Origin of the sequence: Nocardiopsis alkaliphila YIM 80379 (assembly GCF_000341005.1) — a bacterium.
Classification (GTDB): Bacteria; Actinomycetota; Actinomycetes; order Streptosporangiales; family Streptosporangiaceae; genus Nocardiopsis; species Nocardiopsis alkaliphila.
Window position 1 is genome coordinate 52,916 of the sequence record NZ_ANBD01000130.1, and the last position, 20,262, is coordinate 73,177.

17 protein-coding genes are annotated in these 20,262 nt (G+C 67.8%); 15 read left to right on the top strand and 2 right to left on the bottom strand.

Annotated features, from left to right (window positions below; all coding sequences use genetic code 11):
• The first annotated feature begins 85 nt into the window (after nucleotides 1-85).
• The 8 genes from D472_RS0118595 to D472_RS0118630 all read left to right on the top strand — a co-directional run bounded on the left by D472_RS0118595 (nucleotide 86) and on the right by D472_RS0118630 (nucleotide 8,126).
• Nucleotides 86-1,021 carry a dihydroorotate dehydrogenase gene (locus D472_RS0118595; RefSeq protein WP_026117844.1) on the top strand — a complete coding sequence of 312 codons (936 nt, stop codon included), beginning with the start codon at nucleotides 86-88 and terminating at the stop codon, nucleotides 1,019-1,021.
• 304 nt (nucleotides 1,022-1,325) lie between these two features.
• Nucleotides 1,326-2,033, top strand: coding sequence for an orotidine-5'-phosphate decarboxylase (gene pyrF / locus D472_RS0118600; protein ID WP_017605978.1), 708 nt, complete (start codon nucleotides 1,326-1,328; stop codon nucleotides 2,031-2,033).
• Between the two features lie 390 nt (nucleotides 2,034-2,423).
• The gene (mihF, locus tag D472_RS0118605) at nucleotides 2,424-2,747 is read left to right on the top strand and encodes an integration host factor, actinobacterial type (RefSeq protein ID WP_017546565.1); all 324 of its coding nucleotides are present in this window, start codon (nucleotides 2,424-2,426) and stop codon (nucleotides 2,745-2,747) included.
• A 217-nt stretch (nucleotides 2,748-2,964) separates the two neighbouring features.
• Nucleotides 2,965-3,555, top strand: a complete 591-nt coding sequence (gene gmk / locus D472_RS0118610; RefSeq protein ID WP_026117845.1) for a guanylate kinase — start codon at nucleotides 2,965-2,967, stop codon at nucleotides 3,553-3,555.
• Nucleotides 3,556-3,666: 111 nt separating this feature from the next.
• The gene (gene rpoZ / locus D472_RS0118615; RefSeq protein ID WP_017605980.1) at nucleotides 3,667-3,933 is read left to right on the top strand and encodes a DNA-directed RNA polymerase subunit omega; all 267 of its coding nucleotides are present in this window, start codon (nucleotides 3,667-3,669) and stop codon (nucleotides 3,931-3,933) included.
• Between the two features lie 121 nt (nucleotides 3,934-4,054).
• Nucleotides 4,055-5,245 (top strand): bifunctional phosphopantothenoylcysteine decarboxylase/phosphopantothenate--cysteine ligase CoaBC, encoded by a 1,191-nt coding sequence (gene coaBC, locus D472_RS0118620; RefSeq protein WP_026117846.1) that lies wholly within the window; start codon nucleotides 4,055-4,057, stop codon nucleotides 5,243-5,245.
• A 300-nt stretch (nucleotides 5,246-5,545) separates the two neighbouring features.
• On the top strand, nucleotides 5,546-6,739 hold the full coding sequence (gene metK / locus D472_RS0118625; protein ID WP_017605982.1) for a methionine adenosyltransferase: 1,194 nt from the start codon (nucleotides 5,546-5,548) through the stop codon (nucleotides 6,737-6,739).
• A 466-nt stretch (nucleotides 6,740-7,205) separates the two neighbouring features.
• Nucleotides 7,206-8,126 carry a hypothetical protein gene (locus D472_RS0118630; protein ID WP_152448006.1) on the top strand — a complete coding sequence of 307 codons (921 nt, stop codon included), beginning with the start codon at nucleotides 7,206-7,208 and terminating at the stop codon, nucleotides 8,124-8,126.
• 91 nt (nucleotides 8,127-8,217) lie between these two features.
• Here the strand turns inward: D472_RS0118630 and D472_RS0118635 are convergent, their stop codons facing one another.
• The gene (locus tag D472_RS0118635; RefSeq protein WP_026117848.1) at nucleotides 8,218-9,450 is read right to left on the bottom strand and encodes a DUF349 domain-containing protein; all 1,233 of its coding nucleotides are present in this window, start codon (nucleotides 9,448-9,450) and stop codon (nucleotides 8,218-8,220) included.
• Between the two features lie 457 nt (nucleotides 9,451-9,907).
• Here D472_RS0118635 and D472_RS0118640 point away from each other — a divergent pair, with 457 nt between their 5' ends.
• From D472_RS0118640 to D472_RS0118655, 4 genes are all read left to right on the top strand, one after another.
• On the top strand, nucleotides 9,908-10,591 hold the full coding sequence (locus D472_RS0118640; RefSeq protein WP_017605984.1) for an MBL fold metallo-hydrolase: 684 nt from the start codon (nucleotides 9,908-9,910) through the stop codon (nucleotides 10,589-10,591).
• Between the two features lie 258 nt (nucleotides 10,592-10,849).
• Nucleotides 10,850-12,604 (top strand): aspartate--tRNA ligase, encoded by a 1,755-nt coding sequence (gene aspS / locus D472_RS0118645; protein WP_017605985.1) that lies wholly within the window; start codon nucleotides 10,850-10,852, stop codon nucleotides 12,602-12,604.
• Between the two features lie 795 nt (nucleotides 12,605-13,399).
• The gene (locus D472_RS0118650) at nucleotides 13,400-15,430 is read left to right on the top strand and encodes a SpoIIE family protein phosphatase (RefSeq protein ID WP_017605986.1); all 2,031 of its coding nucleotides are present in this window, start codon (nucleotides 13,400-13,402) and stop codon (nucleotides 15,428-15,430) included.
• A 35-nt stretch (nucleotides 15,431-15,465) separates the two neighbouring features.
• Entirely contained in the window at nucleotides 15,466-16,803 is a 1,338-nt protein-coding gene (locus tag D472_RS0118655) for a replication-associated recombination protein A (RefSeq protein WP_026117849.1), read from the top strand.
• A 43-nt stretch (nucleotides 16,804-16,846) separates the two neighbouring features.
• Here D472_RS0118655 and D472_RS0118660 read toward each other — a convergent pair whose 3' ends face one another.
• Complete coding sequence (locus D472_RS0118660; RefSeq protein WP_017605988.1) at nucleotides 16,847-18,418, bottom strand: serine/threonine-protein kinase; 1,572 nt, start codon at nucleotides 18,416-18,418, stop codon at nucleotides 16,847-16,849.
• Nucleotides 18,419-18,785: 367 nt separating this feature from the next.
• Here D472_RS0118660 and D472_RS0118665 point away from each other — a divergent pair, with 367 nt between their 5' ends.
• The 3 genes from D472_RS0118665 (at nucleotide 18,786) to D472_RS0118675 (ending at nucleotide 20,234) form a co-directional block, all read left to right on the top strand.
• Nucleotides 18,786-19,178 (top strand): DUF948 domain-containing protein, encoded by a 393-nt coding sequence (locus D472_RS0118665; RefSeq protein ID WP_017605989.1) that lies wholly within the window; start codon nucleotides 18,786-18,788, stop codon nucleotides 19,176-19,178.
• On the top strand, nucleotides 19,175-19,459 hold the full coding sequence (locus D472_RS0118670) for a hypothetical protein (RefSeq protein ID WP_017605990.1): 285 nt from the start codon (nucleotides 19,175-19,177) through the stop codon (nucleotides 19,457-19,459). The genes D472_RS0118665 and D472_RS0118670 overlap by 4 nt, the downstream gene beginning before the upstream one ends.
• A 235-nt stretch (nucleotides 19,460-19,694) precedes the next feature.
• Nucleotides 19,695-20,234: a hypothetical protein gene (locus tag D472_RS0118675; RefSeq protein ID WP_017605991.1), complete on the top strand. Its 540-nt coding sequence runs from the start codon at nucleotides 19,695-19,697 to the stop codon at nucleotides 20,232-20,234.
• Nucleotides 20,235-20,262 lie beyond the last annotated feature (28 nt).

Genomic DNA, 20,262 nt, shown 5'->3' on the forward strand with positions numbered 1-20,262 from the left:
CCCGGCGACCCTCGCACCGAGGATGACCACGCACCGAGGATTCCGGGCCCACGGAGCCCGGCCGGCCATGAACGAGCGAAGGCACGTGAACGCAGATCTCAGAACCAGGTTGGGGCCCCTGAGGCTTCCGAACCCCGTGGTGACCGCCGCCGGGTGCGCGGGGTCGGGACGGGAGTTGGCGCGATTCTTCGACGTGGCGGAGATCGGCGCCGTCACGACCAAGTCGGTGATGTTGGAACCGAGAGCGGGGCGCCCCGCCCCGCGCATGGCGGAGACCCCCAGCGGGATGCTCAGCACCACGGGCCTACAGGGACCGGGTGTGGAGGTCTTCCTCCAACGGGACCTACCGTGGCTGCTCTCCAGGGGCGCCCGCGCGATCGTGTCCATAGCGGGCGCGACCGTGGGCGAGTTCGGTGAACTGGCTCGGCAGGTGTCGGCGGCCGAGGGCGTGGACGCCATCGAGGTCAACCTGTCCTGCCCCGATCCCGCGGACCCCTCCGGGCGGCATTTCGCCGACGACCCCGCGCAGGCGGCCGCGGTGGTGCGGACGGTGCGCTCGCACGCCCGCTCGAACGTGCCGGTACTGGCCAAGCTCGCGGTCGACGTGCCGGACGTGGTGAAGCTGGCCGAGGCATGTGTCGGAGCCCGGGCGGACGGACTGACCATGATCAACACCCTGCGGGGGATGAGCGTGGACGCGCGAACGTTGCGCCCGGCGGTGGCCGGGGGCATGGGAGGACTCTCCGGCCCGGCGATCCGTCCCTTGGCGGTGGGCTGTGTGTACCGGGTCCACGAGGCCCTGCCCGAGGTGCCCATCGTGGGTGTGGGCGGTGTGCGCAGTGGTACGGACGTCCTGGAGTTCATGGCCGCCGGGGCGAGCGCGGTGGGAGTGGGGACGACGAACTTCGCCGACCCCTCGGCGTGCACACGCGTCCTGCGCGAGTTCACCGAGGTGCTGGAGGCGCGGGGCGTGGCTCGGGTCTCCGAGATCGTGGGGGCCGCGCACCGCACCGGCGCGTGATCTGGGAGTCACCGACCGGTAAGGCTCTGACCGGCCTGAACGGCCTTGAGATGGCTCTGTGTGCCCGAACGGGCGCGCCGGGCATGCGGGCTCGGATCCATGGGGAACGCCCGCCTGCGTCCGTTTGGGTGGCCGTTACGGGGAAGTGACGTGGGTCGGGCGCATGAAGTGCTCGATCCGGGGAATCGCACACCTTGACGGTGTGCACATGACAGTGGATGTGCATTCGTAAGCACGTTCGCAAGAACGGCGGCGAATGCCGCCCCCGGACGTTCGGCCGGGGCACACGATTGGAGAGACCGACATGACCGCGCCTTCCGCGCCCATCGCCGTCGCGATCGACGCAGGTGACATCGAGACGGCGGCCGGCTGGGCCTCGGCCGTGGCGCCGCACGTGAGCACCGTGAAGGTGGGCTTGGAGCTGTACTCGCGCTACGGCCCCGAGGTCGTCGGCGCCGTACGCGGGGCCGACGACCTCGGGATCTTCCTCGACCTGAAGCTCCATGACATCCCGGCCACCGTCGCCGGTGCGGCGCGCTCGGTCGCGGGGTTGCGGCCCTCGATCCTGACCGTGCACGCGAGCGGGGGGGCGGACATGGTCCGAGCCGCGGTTGAGGCCGCGCCGGACACACGGATCGCGGCGGTGACGGTGCTCACCTCCATGAGCGAGACGGACCTGGAGCAGGTGGGGCTGCTCGGTCCGGCACGGGACGCGGTGCGGCGCCTGGCGGTGCTCGCGGTGGGCGCCGGAGCGCGCGCACTGGTGTGCTCACCCCAGGAGGTGGCGTTGCTTCGCGCAGAGGTGGGCCCGGACATCACCCTGATCACCCCGGGTGTGCGCCCGGCCGGAGTGGACAAGGGTGACCAGACCCGGGTCGCGACCCCGGAGGAGGCGATCGGGGCAGGGGCGGACCTTCTTGTCATCGGTCGCCCGATCACCCGTGCCGCGGACCCCGGTGCGGCGGCGGCCTCCATCGCGGCGGCCGTTCGGCGCGCCGGGGCCCGTGTCTGAAGCCGTGAGGGCGGATGCGATGTCCGTGCGCTGCGATGGGCGGTCTGGGACCGGATCACCTTGGGCTCATGTGTCGCATCCAATCCATCACGCACAGTTGCGGACCGTGGGCGGTAGCTAAATGGCGTGTCCTAAATTGCCGAATAGTGGCGAAGAGTGAGTCGGGTCACCACTGTGTGACCTGTGCTGGTGGGATGGCTTCCTTGCTCCGCAATCGTGACCAAGGTCCTGACTTTCGTCTCTTACCGCAATGCTTCGGTCACCGTGCGTAGTTCCTTCAATGAAATAGCCCTTGAAAGGCCCCTTTACGTTGCCTAACAGGGGTCGGACCTACTAACTTGCGCAGGCGTCCGCCCTCTACAAACGAGTAGAAATCCGAGGTGACCCGGCGTGGCCCTTCCTCCCCTCACACCCGAGCAGCGAAGCGCGGCTCTCGAGAAGGCCGCCAAGGCCAGAAAAGAGCGCGCTGAGGTTAAGAACAAACTGAAGAACGGCGGAATCTCGCTGTCCGAGGTGCTCTCCAACGGGCTCAAGGACGACGTCATCGGCAAGATGAAGGTTTCGGCTCTGCTCGAATCCCTCCCCGGCGTCGGCAAGGTCCGTGCGAAGCAGATCATGGAGCGGCTCAACATCGCCGAGTCGCGCCGTGTCCGGGGCCTGGGCACCAACCAGCGTGCCGCCCTGGAGAGCGAGTTCGGCGACCTCACCAAGTAACACCGCAACACCGGCGAAAACGCCGTATACCGGGCGTCGCGTCCCCCACAGACGCGCGACGAGCCCCCGCACCCGGTGGGGTCTCACGGTGAGAGCATGACCCGAGGTCGCGGTCGGCGGAGAACGGGTGGGCCCCAGGTCACACCTTGTCCGTCGCACCGCGGCCCGGTGATATAAAGGGATCTTTCCGCGCCCGTACATGGAAGCCAGATCCCACATGCCTGCGCAGAACGCAGACTCCTCTCGCCCCGCCGCCAAACGGCTGACAGTCCTATCCGGCCCCTCCGGCGTGGGAAAGAGCACGGTCGTCGCGCACCTACGCGAGGTCGACCCCGACGTGTGGTTGTCGGTCTCGGTCACCACGCGCGAGCCCCGTCCGGGGGAGCGCGACGGAGTCCAATACCACTTCGTCACCGACGAGGAGTTCGACCGGCTGATCGCGGAGGACGAACTGCTGGAATGGGCTCGGTTCGCGGGCAACCGCTACGGCACCCCCCGCCGCCCCGTCCAAGAACGCCTCGAAGCCGGAATCCCCGTTCTGCTCGAGATCGAGCTCCAGGGCGCCCGTCAGGTCCGCGAGACCATGGCCGATGCCCTGCACGTATTCCTCGCCCCGCCCTCCTGGGAGGAGTTGGTACGCAGGCTCACCGGTCGTGGCACCGAGAGCGAGGAGGTCATCCGGCGCAGGCTGGAGGTGGCCAAGGTCGAGCTCGCCGCGGAGAAGGAATTCGACACCACTCTGGTCAACACGTCCGTACAGGACGTGTGCGACGAGCTGCTAGCGTTGATGAACGCGCCCAAGGTGTGATAGCGGCCGCACCGGAACCGGTGGCGGCGCCCACCCGGGCCCGAGAACCGTCCCATCAACCAACGTCACGGCTTTTCGACGAGCCGGAGACCGTCCCTGGGGGGTAACGAAGTGGCTGGTACCGAGCCCGTCGCCGAAGGCATCACCAATCCACCGATCGATGACCTGCTGGAGCTGGTGGACAGCAAGTACAGCCTGGTCACCATGGCCTCCAAGCGAGCCCGCCAGATCAACGCCTACTACGCCCAGCTGGGCGAAGGCCTACTGGAGTACGTCGGCCCGCTGGTGGAGACCCAGGTCCAGGAGAAGTCCCTGTCCATCGCCCTGCGCGAGGTCAAGGCCGGCCTTCTGACCGCCGAGCCCTACGAGGGCGGCTGAGCCCATCCCCGCCCACCGTGGCGAGGACGACCGCCCGCGCCCGGCGCACCCCCACCCGGGAGGTGCGGCGGGCGCGGACTGGTAGAACACTGGTGTGAGTGACACACGAACCGTTCCCCAGGTGGTCCTCGGCGTCGGCGGAGGCATCGCCGCCTACAAGGTCTGCGAGCTGCTGCGCCGACTGACCGAGTCCGGCCACCACGTCCGGGTCGTCCCGACCGAAGCGGCCTTGCGTTTCGTCGGCGAACCCACCTGGGCGGCCCTGTCCGGACAACCCGTCGAGACCGGTGTGTGGGAGACCGTCCACGAGGTTCCGCACGTGCGTATCGGCCAGTCCGCGGATCTGGTGTTCGTCGCCCCGGCCACCGCCGACCTCATGGCCAAGGCCGCAGCCGGGATCGCCGACGACCTGTTGACCAACACCCTGCTCACCGCACGCTGTCCGGTCGTGTTCGCCCCGGCGATGCACACCGAGATGTGGGAGCACCCCGCCACCCAGGCCAACGTGGCCACGTTGCGTTCGCGCGGTGCCATCGTCTTGGACCCGGCCGTGGGCCGACTGACCGGCGTCGACACCGGCCGCGGCCGACTCCCCGAGCCCTCGGAACTGTTCGAGGCCGCCCGACTGGCCCTGCGCCGAGGCGTCACCGAACCGGACCTGGTCGGCCGACGTGTCGTCGTCTCCGCCGGCGGCACCCGCGAGGCCATCGACCCCGTTCGGTTCCTCGGCAACCACTCCTCGGGACGTCAGGGATACGCGCTGGCCCGCACCGCCGCCGCCCGCGGCGCCGACGTCACCCTCGTGGCGGCCAACGTCTCCCTGCCGGACCCCGCGGGCGTGCGCCTGGTCCGGGTCTCCTCCGCCCTGGAATTGTCCGAGGCCATGACGGTCGAGCGCGTCGGCGCCGACGCGGTGGTGATGAGTGCCGCCGTCGCCGACTTCCGCCCGGCCACCAGCGTCGTGTCCAAGATCAAGAAGTCCGGTGACGCCCCGGCCCCCATCGAACTGGCGGAGAATCCGGACATCCTCGCCGGCCTGGTGAGGAGCCGCTCCGAGCAGGGGATGGCGCAGACCATCGTGGGTTTCGCCGCCGAGACCGACGACGTGCTCGCCAACGGCCGGGCCAAACTCGCACGCAAGGGATGCGACCTCCTCGTGGTCAACCAGGTCGGTGGCGGACGTGCCTTCGGGACCGACGACAACCAGGCCACGGTCCTGGCCGCGGATGGTGCGGTCGTGGACATTCCCACAGGACCGAAGGAGGATCTGGCCGATCGGGTCTGGGACCTGGTGGTCGAACGCCTGCCATAGAAGGGCCTCAGGGGCGCTCACCCACCGTCTTCGGTGAGTCGCCATCTCACTTCGAGGCCATCACGATGAAATACCCCTGTCGTCACGCTGGATTCCTACCGCTGAGTACGAAACACTGCGAACGGGTACTTCCGTGCGGCCGTCCTGAACGGCCGATGTGAGACCCGCCCCACCAGTCCGGTTACAGTGGACCGATAACCAACCACGCCGGTCGGTATTGGTCTCCCCGGTGGGAAACCGGGAAGGCCGGATCCGCCCCGTCCCATGTCAGCCAGCAGCCGCTGCAAGGAGTCACGCAACGTGTCCCGCCGCCTTTTCACCTCCGAGTCGGTCACCGAAGGTCATCCCGACAAGATGGCCGACCAGATCAGTGACGCGATCCTCGACGCGATGCTCGCCACCGACCCCCGCAGCCGGGTCGCGGTCGAGACGCTGATCACCACCGGTCAGGTCCACATCGCGGGTGAGGTCACCACCCAGACCTACGTCGACATCCCCGCCATCGTGAGAGAGAAGATCCTCGAGATCGGATACGACTCCTCCGCCAAGGGGTTCGATGGTGACTCCTGTGGGGTCAACGTCTCCATCGACGCGCAGTCCCCCGACATCGCCCAGGGCGTCGACACCGCCTACGAGGCCCGTGTCGAGAACGAGGACGACGCCCTCGACCGTCAGGGTGCGGGCGACCAGGGCCTGATGTTCGGCTACGCCAACCGTGAGACCCCCGAGCTCATGCCGTTGCCGATCAAGCTGGCCCACGCGCTCTCGGAGCGGCTGGCCCAGGTCCGTCGCGACGGTACGGTGCCCTACCTGCGTCCCGACGGCAAGACCCAGGTCACCATCGAATACGAGGGTCAGACCCCGGTTCGCCTGGACACCGTGGTGGTCTCCAGCCAGCACTCCGCCGACATCAACCTCGACGAGATGTTGGCTCCGGACCTTCGTGAGCACGTGATCGAGCCGGTCGTGGCCGCCTACGGTCTGGAGTCCGACGCCTACCGCCTCCTGGTCAACCCGACCGGTCGTTTCGAGATCGGCGGCCCCATGGGCGACGCCGGCCTGACCGGACGCAAGATCATCGTGGACACCTACGGTGGTTACGCTCGCCATGGCGGAGGTGCCTTCTCGGGCAAGGACCCGTCGAAGGTGGACCGTTCGGCCGCCTACGCCACCCGCTGGGTCGCCAAGAACATCGTCGCCGCCGAATTGGCCGAGCGTGCCGAGGTCCAGGTGGCCTACGCGATCGGCAAGGCGCATCCGGTCGGCGTGTTCATCGAGACCTTCGGCACCGAGCGGGTCGCTCCGGAGCTGATCGAAAAAGCCGTGAAGGAGGTCTTCGATCTACGTCCGGCCGCCATCGTGCGTGACCTGGACCTGCTCCGTCCGATCTACTCCAAGACCGCCGCCTACGGTCACTTCGGGCGTGAGCTGGAGGAATTCACCTGGGAGCGTACCGACCGCGCCGAAGCGCTGCGGTCCTTCGTGGGCGTCTGACCTGGGACGACCACCAAGGGGGTGGGTGAGCCATGTCGGCTCACCCACCCCCTTGGCGTTCGGGGCGTCCTCCGCGTGGCGACTACCGGTGGTGGCCAGGCCGAGCACGTCCTCAAGGTGTGCGACGCGGGTCATGGGGTCGTGCCCAAGACCCGGATCGTGCCGGTCCCGCCGAGTGCGATGTGCCGTCTTTCCGGGCCCCGGGTGAGGTCGAGACCGGCAGGGCCGTCGTAGCCGAGGTGATCTCGGGCCCGCTCCAGAGGGGAACCTTTGAGTGGTGACGCTCCGGATTCGGGAGTCGACCCTCCCGAACTCCAGTAGAGAGCGCCCGTCCACGGGCTGGATGCCCATCGCTGGGCGGGTGAAGCCGGACGAGTCGGTTCCATTCCACGGATTTACCCGGGTTTTCCGTGGCTCTCAGTCGAATGTGTGTGACTCTGAGTAGTCAAACTCACACAATCCTTATATGAACTATTGCTCCAAGTACGCTCCTGAAGCGTTCAAGACCAAAGTCAGTGCTCGTAGTTTGATTCGGATGGCGGCGGTCTCCGCCGGTGCCGTGATCGTCGCCCCCTTCCTGTGGGGCATGACGCCGGCGGTCGCCGAGGACGCCGAGCGTGTCGAACAGTCGAACACCCAGTTGAGGGAGTCCGTGGAGACGGACGCCTTGGACCGGGTGCGAGTCGAACTCCCCTCCGTGGTCGATGACACGTTCTCGGAACGGGGCTTGGCCGCCACGGAGTCCGAGGAGTCCGTGGAGGAGCGGTCGACGCAGGACACCGAGGCCCGGGGCGACCAGGAGGAGAGGTCGAAGGGCGGCCACGACGGATACCACAAGCCGCACAAGCCTTGCAAGGACCGGACCGCAGGTCACCACCACGACGACTCGGGCTACGACAAGCCGTGCAAGGACAAGGAACACGACGAGGACGACAAGCACGGTAAGGGTAAGCACGGCAAGGACAAGGACGGCAAGGACGGTAAGGGTAAGCACGGCAAGGACAAGGACGGCAAGGACGGTAAGGGTAAGCACGGCAAGGACAAGGACGGCAAGGACGGTAAGGGTAAGCACGGCAAGGACAAGCCGTGCAAGGACAAGCCGGGTCACGACAAGCCCCACAAGCCGTGCAAGCCGGGCTATGACAAGCCGGAGAAGCCGGAGAAGCCGGAAAAGCCCGAGAAGCCGGAAAAGCCCAAGCCTCAGCCCAAGCCTCAGCCCCAGCCTGAACCCCAGCCCGTGCCTGCGCCCCAGCCCGAAGGGCCGGTCCTCGCGCAGACCGGTGCGTCCCTGGCGGTGCCGGCGGTGAGTGGTGTGCTGGCCTCTCTGGCCGGTATCGGTGCCATGATCCTGGGTCGTCGTCGCCGCTTCGAAGAAGAGCGCGACTAGGCCGTCCGCACATGGTGCGATGAACACGAACGGGCCGTACCCCACGAACGGGGTACGGCCCGATTCTTGTCACAGCGCTGGAGGCGGTGGCTCAGCTCATCTCGTTGAGGGCCTTCTCCGCCTCGGTCAGCCAGGAGCGGCGCGCCTCCAGAGCGGCCTCGTGCTCCTGGACCCGCCGGGTCTCACCCGCGGCGCGGGCCTTCTCCAGCTTGGTCTCCAGGCTCTGGATGGCCGCCGACAGTTGGTCGACGGTGTCCTTGGCTCGGGCACGTGCCTCGGGGTTGGTGCGCTCCCACTCGGCGTCCTCGGCCCGACGGACTCCGTCCTCGATCTTTCGGAAGGCGCCCTCCAATTGGTCACGGACGTCACGCGGCAGCTCGCCGGCCTCCTCCCAAGCATTCTGGAAGTCGCGCAGACGAGCACGGGCCCGGCGCGGGTCCGAGATGGTCGGGATCTCCGCCTTGGCCTCGGCCAGGATCTTCTCCTTGGCCTCGGCATTGACCCGAAGCTCGGCGTCCCGCTCGGCGAAGACCGCGTTGCGCGCGTCGAAGAAGGTGTCCTGAGCGGCCTTGAAGCGTGCCCACAGCTTGTCCTCACTGGCCCGGTCGGCGCGTCCGCCGGCCTTCCAACGCTGCATGAGGTCGCGGTAGGCGCGGGCGGTGGGACCCCACTCAGTGGAGTTCGACAGGGCCTCGGCCTCGGCGACGATGCGTTCTTTCTCGGCACGCACGCCCTCTCGCTGCTGGTCCAGGTTGGCGAAGTAGGCCTTGCGCCGTTTGGAGAAGGAGTTGCGGGCCGTGGACATGCGCTTCCACAGGGCCTGCTCGGTGGGGCGGTCGGCCCGCGGTGCCTTCTTCCACTCCTCGATCAGCTGGAGCATCCGTTCGCCACCGGACTTCCAGTGCGTGGTCTCGACCGCGACGCGCTCGGCCTCGGCGACGATTCGCTCCTTGATTTCGCGGGCCTGGCCGCGAGCCTGCTCTTGGGCCTGCTTCTGCTCGACCTTGCGCTCCTCGGCGCGGCCGGCCAGATCGTCCAGACGCTTCATCAGCGAGTCCAGGTCACCGACCGCGTTGGCGCCGGTGACCGATCCCCGTAGCTTGTCGATGCTGCTCATCGCGGCGGAGGCGGACAGGTCGGTGCTGCGCAACCGCTTCTCCAGCAACTCCACCTGGGTCACGAGCGCGTCGTACTTGTTCCGGTAGAAGGCCAAGGCCTCCTCCGGGGCGCCCGCCTGCCACGATCCGACGACCCGCTCGCCATCACTTGTGCGCACATAGACCGTGCCGTCGTCGTCTACGCGGCCCCAAGGGTCCGTGGTCACCGTGTCCTCCTGGTGTCGTGAACCCGGCCACGAGAGGGTCGGGTTCGGGTCGTCGCGGCGGCATCCGACTTCGTTCGTGAGGGAAACCACCGTGCTCAGCACGATATCCCCACGTTCCGGCGGACAACGACGCGCCGTGTTCAACATCTGCGCAGATCTTCGGGTCTGCTTTTCGTCCTCGTGCCGTCGGCCCGGCCCGGATACCCCGAAAAGAGGCGCAGGTCGCGGGCATCGACGTACACGGCGACGGTGACCAATATGGCATTACCACGCGGTTTGGCAAAGAGCTCGGACGCGCGCGGTGATCGAATGGTGATCAAAAGCGTTCCCCCATGTGCTTTTCGGTTCGCCGCCCCCGCGACCTCTCGGTAGGCTCTGCATCCGAGAGGTTCGTGTGCCCCATGCCCGGACCGCTCCCCTTCGGACGACAACGACCCAGGACAGGACGACCACCGCCGTGCTCATCGCCGCACTGCCCACCGGGCCCCTCGCCGCGAACTGCTACGTGCTCGCACCGGCCCCGGGCGGCGATTGCGTCATCGTCGATTCGGGACAGGGCGCCGCCACGCAGGTGGCCAAGGTCCTGGCCGAACACGACCTGACCCCGGCCGCGATCCTGCTCACGCACGGGCACTTCGATCACGTGTGGTCCGCCGCCGAACTCGGAGAGACCCACCAGGTGCCGGTGTACCTGCACTCGGACGACCATGGGCTGCTCACCGAACCCGCCGCCGGCGTCGACGCGGGCTTCGCCACCCAACTCCAGATGCTGCTGGGGCCCGGTCCCTACCCGGTCCCCGCCGACCTGCGTGAGGTCGCCGATGGAGACACCCTGTCCCTGGCCGGTGTGGAATTCGTCGTCGAGCACACCCCGGGGCATACGCCGGGTTCGGTGGTGTACACGGTCACGGCCGAAGACGGCGTCCCGGTGATGTTCGCCGGGGACCTGGTCTTCGCCGGTTCCATCGGCCGCACGGACTTCCCCGGCGGCGATACCGAAGCGATGGACCGAAGTCTGAGGAGCGCGGTCCTGGACCGCCCCGACGTCACCCGGATCCTGCCCGGACACGGCCCCGGCACCACCGTGGAGCGCGAGCGCGCCACCAACCCCTACCTGCGCGATATCGCCGGTCGACCTTGAGTCCCACCGGCCACTTCGCGGGAACGAACATGAGCATCGAGCAGTGCCGCAGCGTTGACCGCCGCGGTATGGGCCCCGGCCCGTACAACGGACGAGATACCCGCACCGGCCCCGTCTGAGGCGGGGCCGGTGCTCTCCACACCCGCCCTACCCGCCCCGCCAGGGCGGGTGACGGCGATGGTGTGCACAGGATTGGCCCGGACCCATGCGCAGGTCGGGCACACTTGACATGAACGAAGACGCTGAAGGAGAAGTTCGTTGATCCGCACGCATGAGGCAGGTGCGCTGCGCGCCGAGAACACCGGTGCGACCGTCGTCCTGGCCGGCTGGGTGGCTCGCCGCCGCGACCATGGCGGCGTGGTCTTCCTCGACCTGCGCGAAGCCTCCGGGGTGGTCCAGGTCGTCGTCCGTGAGGACGACCTCGCCCACGACCTCCGCGCTGAGTACTGCATCAAGGTCACCGGTTCGGTTCGGGTCCGCCCCGAGGGCAACGAGAACCCCGAGATCCCCACCGGTGCGATCGAGGTCGTCGCCGACGAGATCGAGGTGCTCAGCGAGGCGGCGCCGCTGCCGTTCCAGCTGGACAACGCCGCCGAGGTGGCCGAGGAGACCCGGCTGCGCTACCGCTATCTGGACATCCGCCGCGATGAGATGGCCGAGAACCTGCGGGTGCGTTCCAAGGCGACCTACATCGCGCACGAGACCATGCGCGACCTAGGCTTCACCTACGTGGAGACCCCCTATCTGACCCGGTCCACCCCCGAGGGCGCCCGTGACTTCCTGGTCCCCGTCCGTCTCCAGCCCGGTCACTGGTACGCGCTGCCCCAGTCCCCACAGCTGTTCAAGCAGCTGCTCATGGTCGCCGGCATGGAGCGCTACTACCAGCTCACCCGTTGTTTCCGTGACGAGGACCTGCGAGCCGACCGACAGCCGGAGTTCACCCAGATCGACCTGGAGATGAGCTTCGTCGACGAGGAGGACCTCTTCGCAGTCGGGGAGAAGCTCTTCACCCGCCTGCTGCGCGAGGTACGCGACGTCGAACTGCCCACCCACTTCCCGCGAATGCGGTACGCCGAAGCAATGGACCGCTTCGGTTCGGACAAGCCCGACCTGCGCTTCGGTAACGAATTGGTCGAGATGACCGACTACTTCGTCGACACCCCCTTCCGGGTCTTCAAGGCTCCCTACGTGGGTGCCGTGGTCATGCCGGGCGGGGCCGAGCAGACGCGCAAGGAACTGGACGAGTGGCAGGATTGGGCACGTTCGCGCGGTGCCAAGGGTCTGGCCTACGTGCTCGTCCAAGGGGACGGGACCCTGGGTGGTCCGGTCGCCAAGAACCTGTCCGAGGCCGAACGTGAAGGGCTGGTCGCCAAGGTCGGTGCGAAGGCCGGAGACGCGATCTTCTTCGCTGCGGGCAAGCGTTCCGAGAGCCAGGAACTGCTCGGTGCCGCCCGCCTGGAGATCGGTCGACGTTGCGAACTGATCGACACCTCGCTGTGGAAGATCTTGTGGATCACGGACATGCCGCTGTTCGAGGAAGGGGACGAGGAAGGTACCTGGAAGCCGGTGCACCACCCCTTCACGGCACCGGCCGTCGAGGACCAGGACGACTTTCAAGAGAACCCGGGCGCCACGAACTCGCGCGCCTTCGACCTGGTGCTCAACGGCTACGAGTTGGTGTCGGGCTCCATCCGTATCCACCGTGCGGAGATGCAGCAGCGCATCTTCGACACGATCGGCCTGAGCAAGGAGGAGGCCGAGTCCAAGTTCGGCTTCCTACTGGAGGCGTTCAAGTTCGGCCCGCCTCCGCACGGTGGTCTGGCCGTGGGGTGGGACCGGATCATCATGCTGCTGGCCGGTCAGGCGACCATTCGTGAGGTCATCGCCTTCCCGAAGACGGCCTCGGGCGGTGACCCCCTGACCGGGGCCCCCACGCCGATCGCCGAAGACCAGCGGGTCGAGGCCGGGGTGGACGTGGACCCGGAAGCCGAGAAGGCGGCCAAGGCCGAGTAGGAGCCCACATGGCAGGGGCGGCGCACGGGATGCACCCGCGTGCCGCCCCTGTTCACGCTCGGGGACCAGGCGAGAGGTTCAACGTTTGATCCCGCCGCACTGTTGGCAGCAGATGTCCTCGTCGTCGGGGTTGCTGTGGCTACAGAGCCGACAAGTCCAGTTCAGGGGGGTTTCGTTCAGGGGTGGGCCAGGGGAACGGCGACCGGTGACAGGGTGCATGAGTGTCCTCGGAGGGAGCGGGGCGAGTTCTCTGCTGTGGGTTCGGTGCCCGTAAAAACCCTCTTTCGAACTTGCCACATTCGGTCACCGAGACGAAAGCGAGGATTAACCGGCCAAAGAACTCGTCCGTAATGGCATGGTGGGTCGTGTTCGGATGCGGCCGGGCCCGTCATCCCCTACCGTTGAGGGCGAATCACCTTTCCACACCGCGAATCGCATGCGTCCTGCGGAGAAGACGATGCATCGACGGGGCCGCCCCATTCGGGCGAGGTGGGAATGGAGTGCATTCGTGCGCTACCGAGTCACGCGAGCGTAACGATTCTTGCCTCGGGGTTCTTTGGGAGGGGCCCGGGTGTGGGACCGGTCGTGAATCCACCGACGTTGTCAGGGTGGGCCGACCGCCGTGTTCGCCGAGGTGACAAGAGCGAGGGTGGAGGGCATCGCCGTGCCCGTACCGACCCTTGCCCGGGTCGGAACCGCTTTCGGACACTACAATGAGCCGAATCGGATCGTTCCAGGGGTGACCGCGCCTGAGCGCGGATGTGACGTCCGAGACGACATGAGGATGAGTCATACGTGAACGGAAAACGTGCTTCAGGCGATGGCTCCGAGGCCGCTCTGGCGGGGGCGTTCCGCCATGCGCCCGAGCCCATGGCCCTCACCGCCGCAGACGGTGTGATCAGGCACGCCAACCATGCGTTCACCGAACTGTTCGGTCGTTCCGCCACCGCACTCAACGGGACGGCCTGGTTCGACCTCCTCCAAGGTGAGGAGGCCGTTCGAGGCGCGGACCTGCACAGGAACGCCTTGGCGGGTGAGCCTCGCCGTGTCCGACTGCGTCTGGCCCTTCCCGACAAGTCCTCCCGGATGGCCGAGGTCCAGGTGCGGGCCCGGATCACCGAGGCCGAGCCCGACACCGTGGTGGTCCTGGTCCACACGCTCTCCACCGAGGAAGCCGACCTGCGGGTCGTGGGTGACCTGCGCACCGATAACTCCGACTCCGTGCTGTGGAGCCTGGACCTGGGCAACGGCCGCATCCACGAACTGTTCGGCCCCACTCCGCTGGGTGCCCTCCTCGCCGGGAGCGATTGCGAGATCGAGAAGATCCTCGAGCGCATCCACCCCGACGACACCGCGCGGGTCCGTGACGCCATGTCCGCGTCCTTCGCCGGTCGTGACTACGAACAGAGATTTCGGATCTTCGATCGGCTGGGCGATGAGCGTTCCCTGCACGTACGTGGCCGATACGTCCCCGGCGACCCCGACCGTCTCGTCGGCATCGTCGACGACGTCACCGAACACGTTCAGCTGGTGCGTCGTCTGGCCGACCGCCGCCGCACCGAGGCAGAACACGGCCGCCTGGTCACCGAACTGTCCTCCAAGCTGGTCTCGGCCACCACCGTGGACAACGTCATGGACCTGCTCAGTGAGGAGTTCCTGCCCATCTTCGGCGGCTTCACGGCGGTCGCCCTCTACGTGGAGGAGGGGGTGCTGCGCGCCTCGCCCAGCGCCGTGGAACGAGGCAACGTCTCCCACCTGGACGGCCGTCGTGCCGACGACACCGACTACCCGATGGGCGCGGTCATCCAGGACCGCCAGCCTCGCTTCTTCGAGAGTCGGGCCGAGATCGTCAGCCGCTTCCCGGCCGCCGCGGAGATGATGCGCACCGTCCGAGGGCAGGCATGGGCCACCGTGCCGATCTTCGGAGATAGCAAGATCGCCCTCGGCGTGTGGCAGATGGTCTGGGATCGCCCCCACCACGCCAGCCGTGACGAACGCGCGCTCATGCTCACCTTCGCCGGTCTGGCCGGCCAGGCCCTGCAACGGATCAAGGCCCAGCAGGCCGAACTGGAGTTGGCCGACGCGGTCCAGCGCCGGATGTTGCCCCGCGAGGTCGCCAGTTTCCCCGACATGGACATCGCCACCAAGTACCTGCCCTCACGCGCCGAGTGGCGGATCTGTGGTGACTTCTACGACGTCATCGAACTCCCCGCGAACAAGGTGGGGCTCCTGGTCGGTGACGTGCAGGGTCACGGTGTGGAGGCGGCCGCCGCCATGGGACAGATCCGAGTGGCCTTTCGTGCCTACGCGACGAACCAATCCGATCCCGGTGTCGTTCTGGGGGAGACCAACCGCCTGCTCACCGAGACCGGTGAGATCGTCTTCGCCACCTGTGGGTACCTGGTGGTGGACCGGGGGACCGGTGTCATGCAGGCCGCGTGGGCCGGCCAACCTCCGGCGGTGCTCGCCACCAAGGGCTCCTACGAGTTGTGGTCACCCGAGACCGGACCGCCGCTGGGCGTCATGCCCGACACCGAGTACACCGTCACCACGCGGGTACTCGCTCCCGGGACCACCCTGATGCTGTGCTCGGACGGGCTCGTGGAAAGTTCGGAGGTGCCCATGCACGAGGGGTTGGCCCAGGTGGGCGAGGCGCTCGCCGAACACGGAGAGGACCCCGAGACCGCCGCCCAGGTACTGGCCGAGATGGCGCCCGCGGGCCGGGGCGACGACATCGCCCTGCTCATCAGCCGCATGCCCCCGCGGGCCACGCCCCCGCCGGAGCAGGCCGAGAGCCCAGAGAACCTGTCCGTTCCCTCGAACTGAGTCCGACGGCCTCCGCCCTCGCCTACCCTGGACGGGTGTCCGAAACATTGTTCGACGATGCCGGGGCCGAGGCGGCCAAGGGGCAGGAACCGCTGGCCGTACGCATGCGGCCACGCACCCTCGACGAGGTCATGGGTCAACGCCACCTCCTGGGCGAGGGCAGCCCGCTACGCCGCCTGGTCGAGGACGACGCTCCGATGTCCGTCTTCCTATGGGGCCCGCCGGGCACCGGTAAGACCACCCTGGCCACCGTGGTCAGTCGGGTGACCAAACGACGGTTCGTGGAACTGTCCGCGGTCAACGCAGGCGTCAAGGACGTACGCGCCGTCGTCGACGAGGCCAAACGTCGCATGGGCATGAGCGGCACCCGCACCCTGCTGTTCGTGGACGAGGTCCACCGGTTCAACAAGACCCAGCAGGACGCCCTGCTGCCCGCCGTGGAGAACCGATGGGTCAGCTTCATCGGGGCCACCACGGAGAATCCCTTCTTCTCCGTGGTCAGTCCACTGTTGTCCCGGTCCTTGCTGCTCTCCTTGGAGTCCCTGGAGGACACCGACATCCGGGCCCTGGTCGACAGGGCCCTCACCGATGAGCGGGGACTGAACGGTCGCTACACCCTCACCGAGGAGGGCGCCGAACACCTCATCCGCTTGGCGGGGGGAGACGGGCGCCGTTCCCTGACCTACCTGGAGGCCGCCGCACTGGTCTGCGGACCGCCCTCGAAGCGACCGGCGAAGATCACCGCCGAGCACGTGGAGCGCGCCGTGGACCGCCACGCGGTCCGTTACGATCGCTCCGGCGACCAGCACTACGACGTCGTCAGCGCGTTCATCAAGAGCATGCGCGGCTCGGACGCCGACGCCGCCTTGCACTACCTGGCCCGCATGGTGGAGGCGGGGGAGGACCCCCGATTCATCGCCCGCCGACTCATCGTGCACGCCAGCGAGGACGTGGGCATGGCCGATCCCACCGCGTTGCAGACCGCGGTGGCCGCCGCGCAGGCGGTCGAGTTCATCGGTATGCCCGAGGCCCGCATCAACCTGGCCCAAGCGGTCATCCACATCAGTCTCGCCCCCAAGTCCAACGCGGTGATCACCGCCATCGACGAGGCACTGGCCGACGTGCGCGCCGGTCGGGCGGGGCCGGTCCCCACCCACCTGCGCGACGCCCACTACAAGGGCGCCGCCGACCTGGGGCACGGCAAGGGGTACCGGTACGCACACGACTACCCCGGCGGGGTCGCCCCCCAGCGGCACGCGCCGGACGGACTCACCGAACGCGAGTACTACCGGCCCACCACGTACGGCACCGAACGTCGCCTGACCGAGGTCTTGGAGCGGATCAAGGGGGTACTGCGCGGCGGTGACCGCTGAACGGAGGCGGCCACCGCCGAAGGATCGGCTCGGTCGGGTCGGCTCAGTCGGCGAAGAGCTCCGTGACCTGGACGACTTCGCGGGGTTCGTCGCCCTCGGCCTCCTCGGCGAAGGTGATCTCCACGATCATCACCGGACCCCAGGACAGGTAGTCGACGAAGTCGTTGCCGGTCAGCTCCCAGGTCCCCCGCCCTTCCTCGTCCAGGAAGACGTGTTCGGGGGCGGCGCAGAACCTGGCGCACAGCACCTCGGCGTCGGGAAGGATGATGGCCTCACCGGGTTCGCCGTCCTCTTCCCACTGCTCGGACCAGGCGTCGTGGCTGGGGATGCCCTGGTTGCGGGGGATCTCGCCCTCACGGGTGACCGGTGTGTAGATCCAGGAACGTTCCTCGACTCCGGGCTCGGGTTCCTCCTGCTCGGAGGGGTCGAAGCGCACGGTCAGGGTCAGTGGCTCCTCCTCTTCCTCTTTCGCGCTCTCCTGTTCCTCGAGTTCCTCCTCGGATTCGTCGGAGACCGGACCGGCCTCGGTACCTCCTCCGAGTAGATGGGTGAGGCCCCAGATCCCGCCTCCGATCAGTACCGTGGCCATCGCCGCCGTTCCCACCATGAACAGGGTGCGGGTGGGGCGGCGGTTGGACATGCGTCCCTCCAACCGGATCACCTCGGGTACGCGGGCCGGTGGTTCCACCCCGTGCCACTCGCGTTCCAGGATCCGGTTGATCTCCTCCCGGTCTCCGGGTGAAGGGGCGCCGTCCTCGGCGTTCTCCGTCTGCCAGACCGCGATGACCGCCCCGATCACCTCACGCAGGCTGGGCCTGAGGTCCGGGTTCGGGTCCAAGGCGCGGCTCACCACGGGACGTAGGCCCTTGGGGAGCCCGTCCAGCTCGAAGGAGCCGGAGGCCACCCGCTGGGAGATCTCCTCGGGCTCACCCGGGCCGAAGGGCAGACGTCCGGTTCCGGCGAAGGCGACCACCGCGCCCCAGGCGAACACGTCCGCCGTCGGTGTGGCGGCGCCGCCCCGGTAGCGTTCGGGGCTCAACCAGGTGGCTCCCGAACCACGCAGTCTTTCGGAGTCCGCGGCGATGGCGCACTCCATGATGTGCGGTCCGTCCGATCCCAGAAGGATCCCACTGGGGCGCAGCGAACCGTGGGCCACACCCCGGGAGTGCAGAGCGGAGAGTCCTTCGGCCAGCCCGGTCGCCAACGCGATGAGTTTGCCGATCCCGAGGCCGCCACGTTTGGTGACGTAGTGGGAGAGCCGCTCCCCCGCCAGGTAGGGCATGGCCAACCACGGCGGCTCGGCGTCGGCGTCGAAGGTCAACGGCACGACCACGCGCTCGGGTTCGACCATCGACAGGTTGCGTAGCCGTCGGGTCAGTTCGGGGTAGGCGTCGGGGACGTCGAGTTCGGGGGAGCGGAGCACCTTCACGGCGACCAGGCGGTCGTCGGCGTTGGAAGAGGAGGTGTCCACGGCGGCGTAGACGGTGCCGCTGGAACCTTGGCCCAAGCGTCCCAGGACGAGGTAGGGGCCGATTCTCGACGGGTCGTCCGGATACAGGGGGGCGAGATCCGGTGGTACCAGTACGGAGATCTCACGTGGAGAACGAGGGCTCATGGGTGTCCTGTCGGTGCTTCTGAGGGCAGGCGGGCGGCGTGGTGTCCGGACATCGTAGTGAAGATCCTGCTCTGTAGTGATTCTCGGTGGTGAGCGGGGACTTCGTCGATCCCCACGGCCTCCACCGGCCGGTACGAGAGGGGGCGCCGACCGTTTCCGATTCGAGGCACACCGTGGTGTGTCCACTCGGTCAGCCGATGAACACGATAGGGTCGGCCGAAATCGGCTCGTCCAGGGGTCCTGTGAAGAACAGGAGCCCGCCCCGGCGTGGTCGCCGGTACCCTCCCCCACGTGCGCCGGCGGGGCCCGCGCCCCGGACGTACCGCACACCCTCGAAGCAACCCTGCTATCTGCCTACGGAGCCTCAATGCTGACCGGAGGAGAGGTCGCCGCGCTCGTCGCCGCGGTGGTCTGGGCGGTGCTGGCCACGTTCATGTGCGTGGCGCTCGTCAAACTGATCAAGCTCATCAACGAGACCACCAAGGTCGTCTCCGAACTGGGTGAACGTACCCCGCCGCTATTGGATGACGTGGCCTCCACCGTGGAACGCACCCACACCTCGCTGGAACGGGTGGAGGAGATCACCGCCAACGTGCAGGCCTCCTCCGAGGACGTCTCCACGATGACCGCGCTCACCCGCTCCGTGTTCACCGGTCCCTTGGTCAAGGTCGCCTCCTTCTCCTACGCCGTCCGCCAGGTGCTGGGACGTCGCAAGGCCTTGGCCGTCATGCGCGGACGCCGCCGGAAGGAGAACCGATGATCGGCCGGCTGTTCTACCTGGCCACGGGCGCGGTGATCGGTGGATACGTGGTCCACCGCCTCAACCGGGCCCGCCAGGCCCTGACCCCCGGCGGGATCGCCGACCGGATGGAGAACAGGGTCGGCGAGTACAAGGGGGCCCTACGCGAACTCAACGAGGACCTGGCCGAGGCGGTCCGCCAAGAGGAGGCGGAACTGCTTCGGCACTACGCCCCCACCCGCCGCTCCCTGAACGGAAACGAGGGCACTTCGAAGGAGCCCCCGGGGCTCGGAGGGCGATGACGGCCCGGGCGATCCATCGGTGCGGTGCACCGGCACGTGCCGGCGTGCCCAAGACCCCGCTCGAACCCTCCTCGCCGTCCGGGAACGGAGAATCCACCGCTCATGATCGAGACATCATCGAGTTCGGGCATGACCCCGAAGGACCGGGATCTTCCCTGCTGGGGGACTCATCGCCGGACCGGTGCGCCTCTGTAAGGTTTCGGTGAGGCCCCAGATACCGGACGGAAGGCTCACCATGTATCCGCAACAACCCAACGATCCCTACTACGGAGGACAGCCTCCCTACCAGCCGGGGCCGGCGGCGCCCTCGAAGATGCCCGGCAGTGCCATCACCGTGCGGGTGTTGATGTTCATCGGGGGCGTCATCGGCGTGCTCTTCGGTCTGCTCTTTTGGCTCCTGGCGGTGGTGGCCACCGGCGACGACCAGATCAGCCGGGAGTTCCTGGCGGGAATGGAAGAGGGCGGAATGCCCCTCAACGGGGGCGAGGCCGGGCTGTTCCTCGGCGTCATGGGCGCGATCCCGTTCCTCTACGGGGCGCTGTCCATCTTGCTGGCCTCCCTGATGGGCCGCCGTAGCGTCGCCATTCTGTGGTCGGTCGTGGTCTTCCACGTACTGGCCTCCCTGGCCCTGCTCTTGGCCATCGTCACCGGTGGGTTCGTCTCGATCATTCCGCTGCTCTTCGCGATCGGCATGATCGTTCTGATGCTCCTGCCCGTCACACGCGCCTTCTACGAGAACAAGCCGACGCCGCTCGGTCCTCCGATGGGGTACTGAGTTTCTTCCCTGGCGGGGGGGGGGGGGC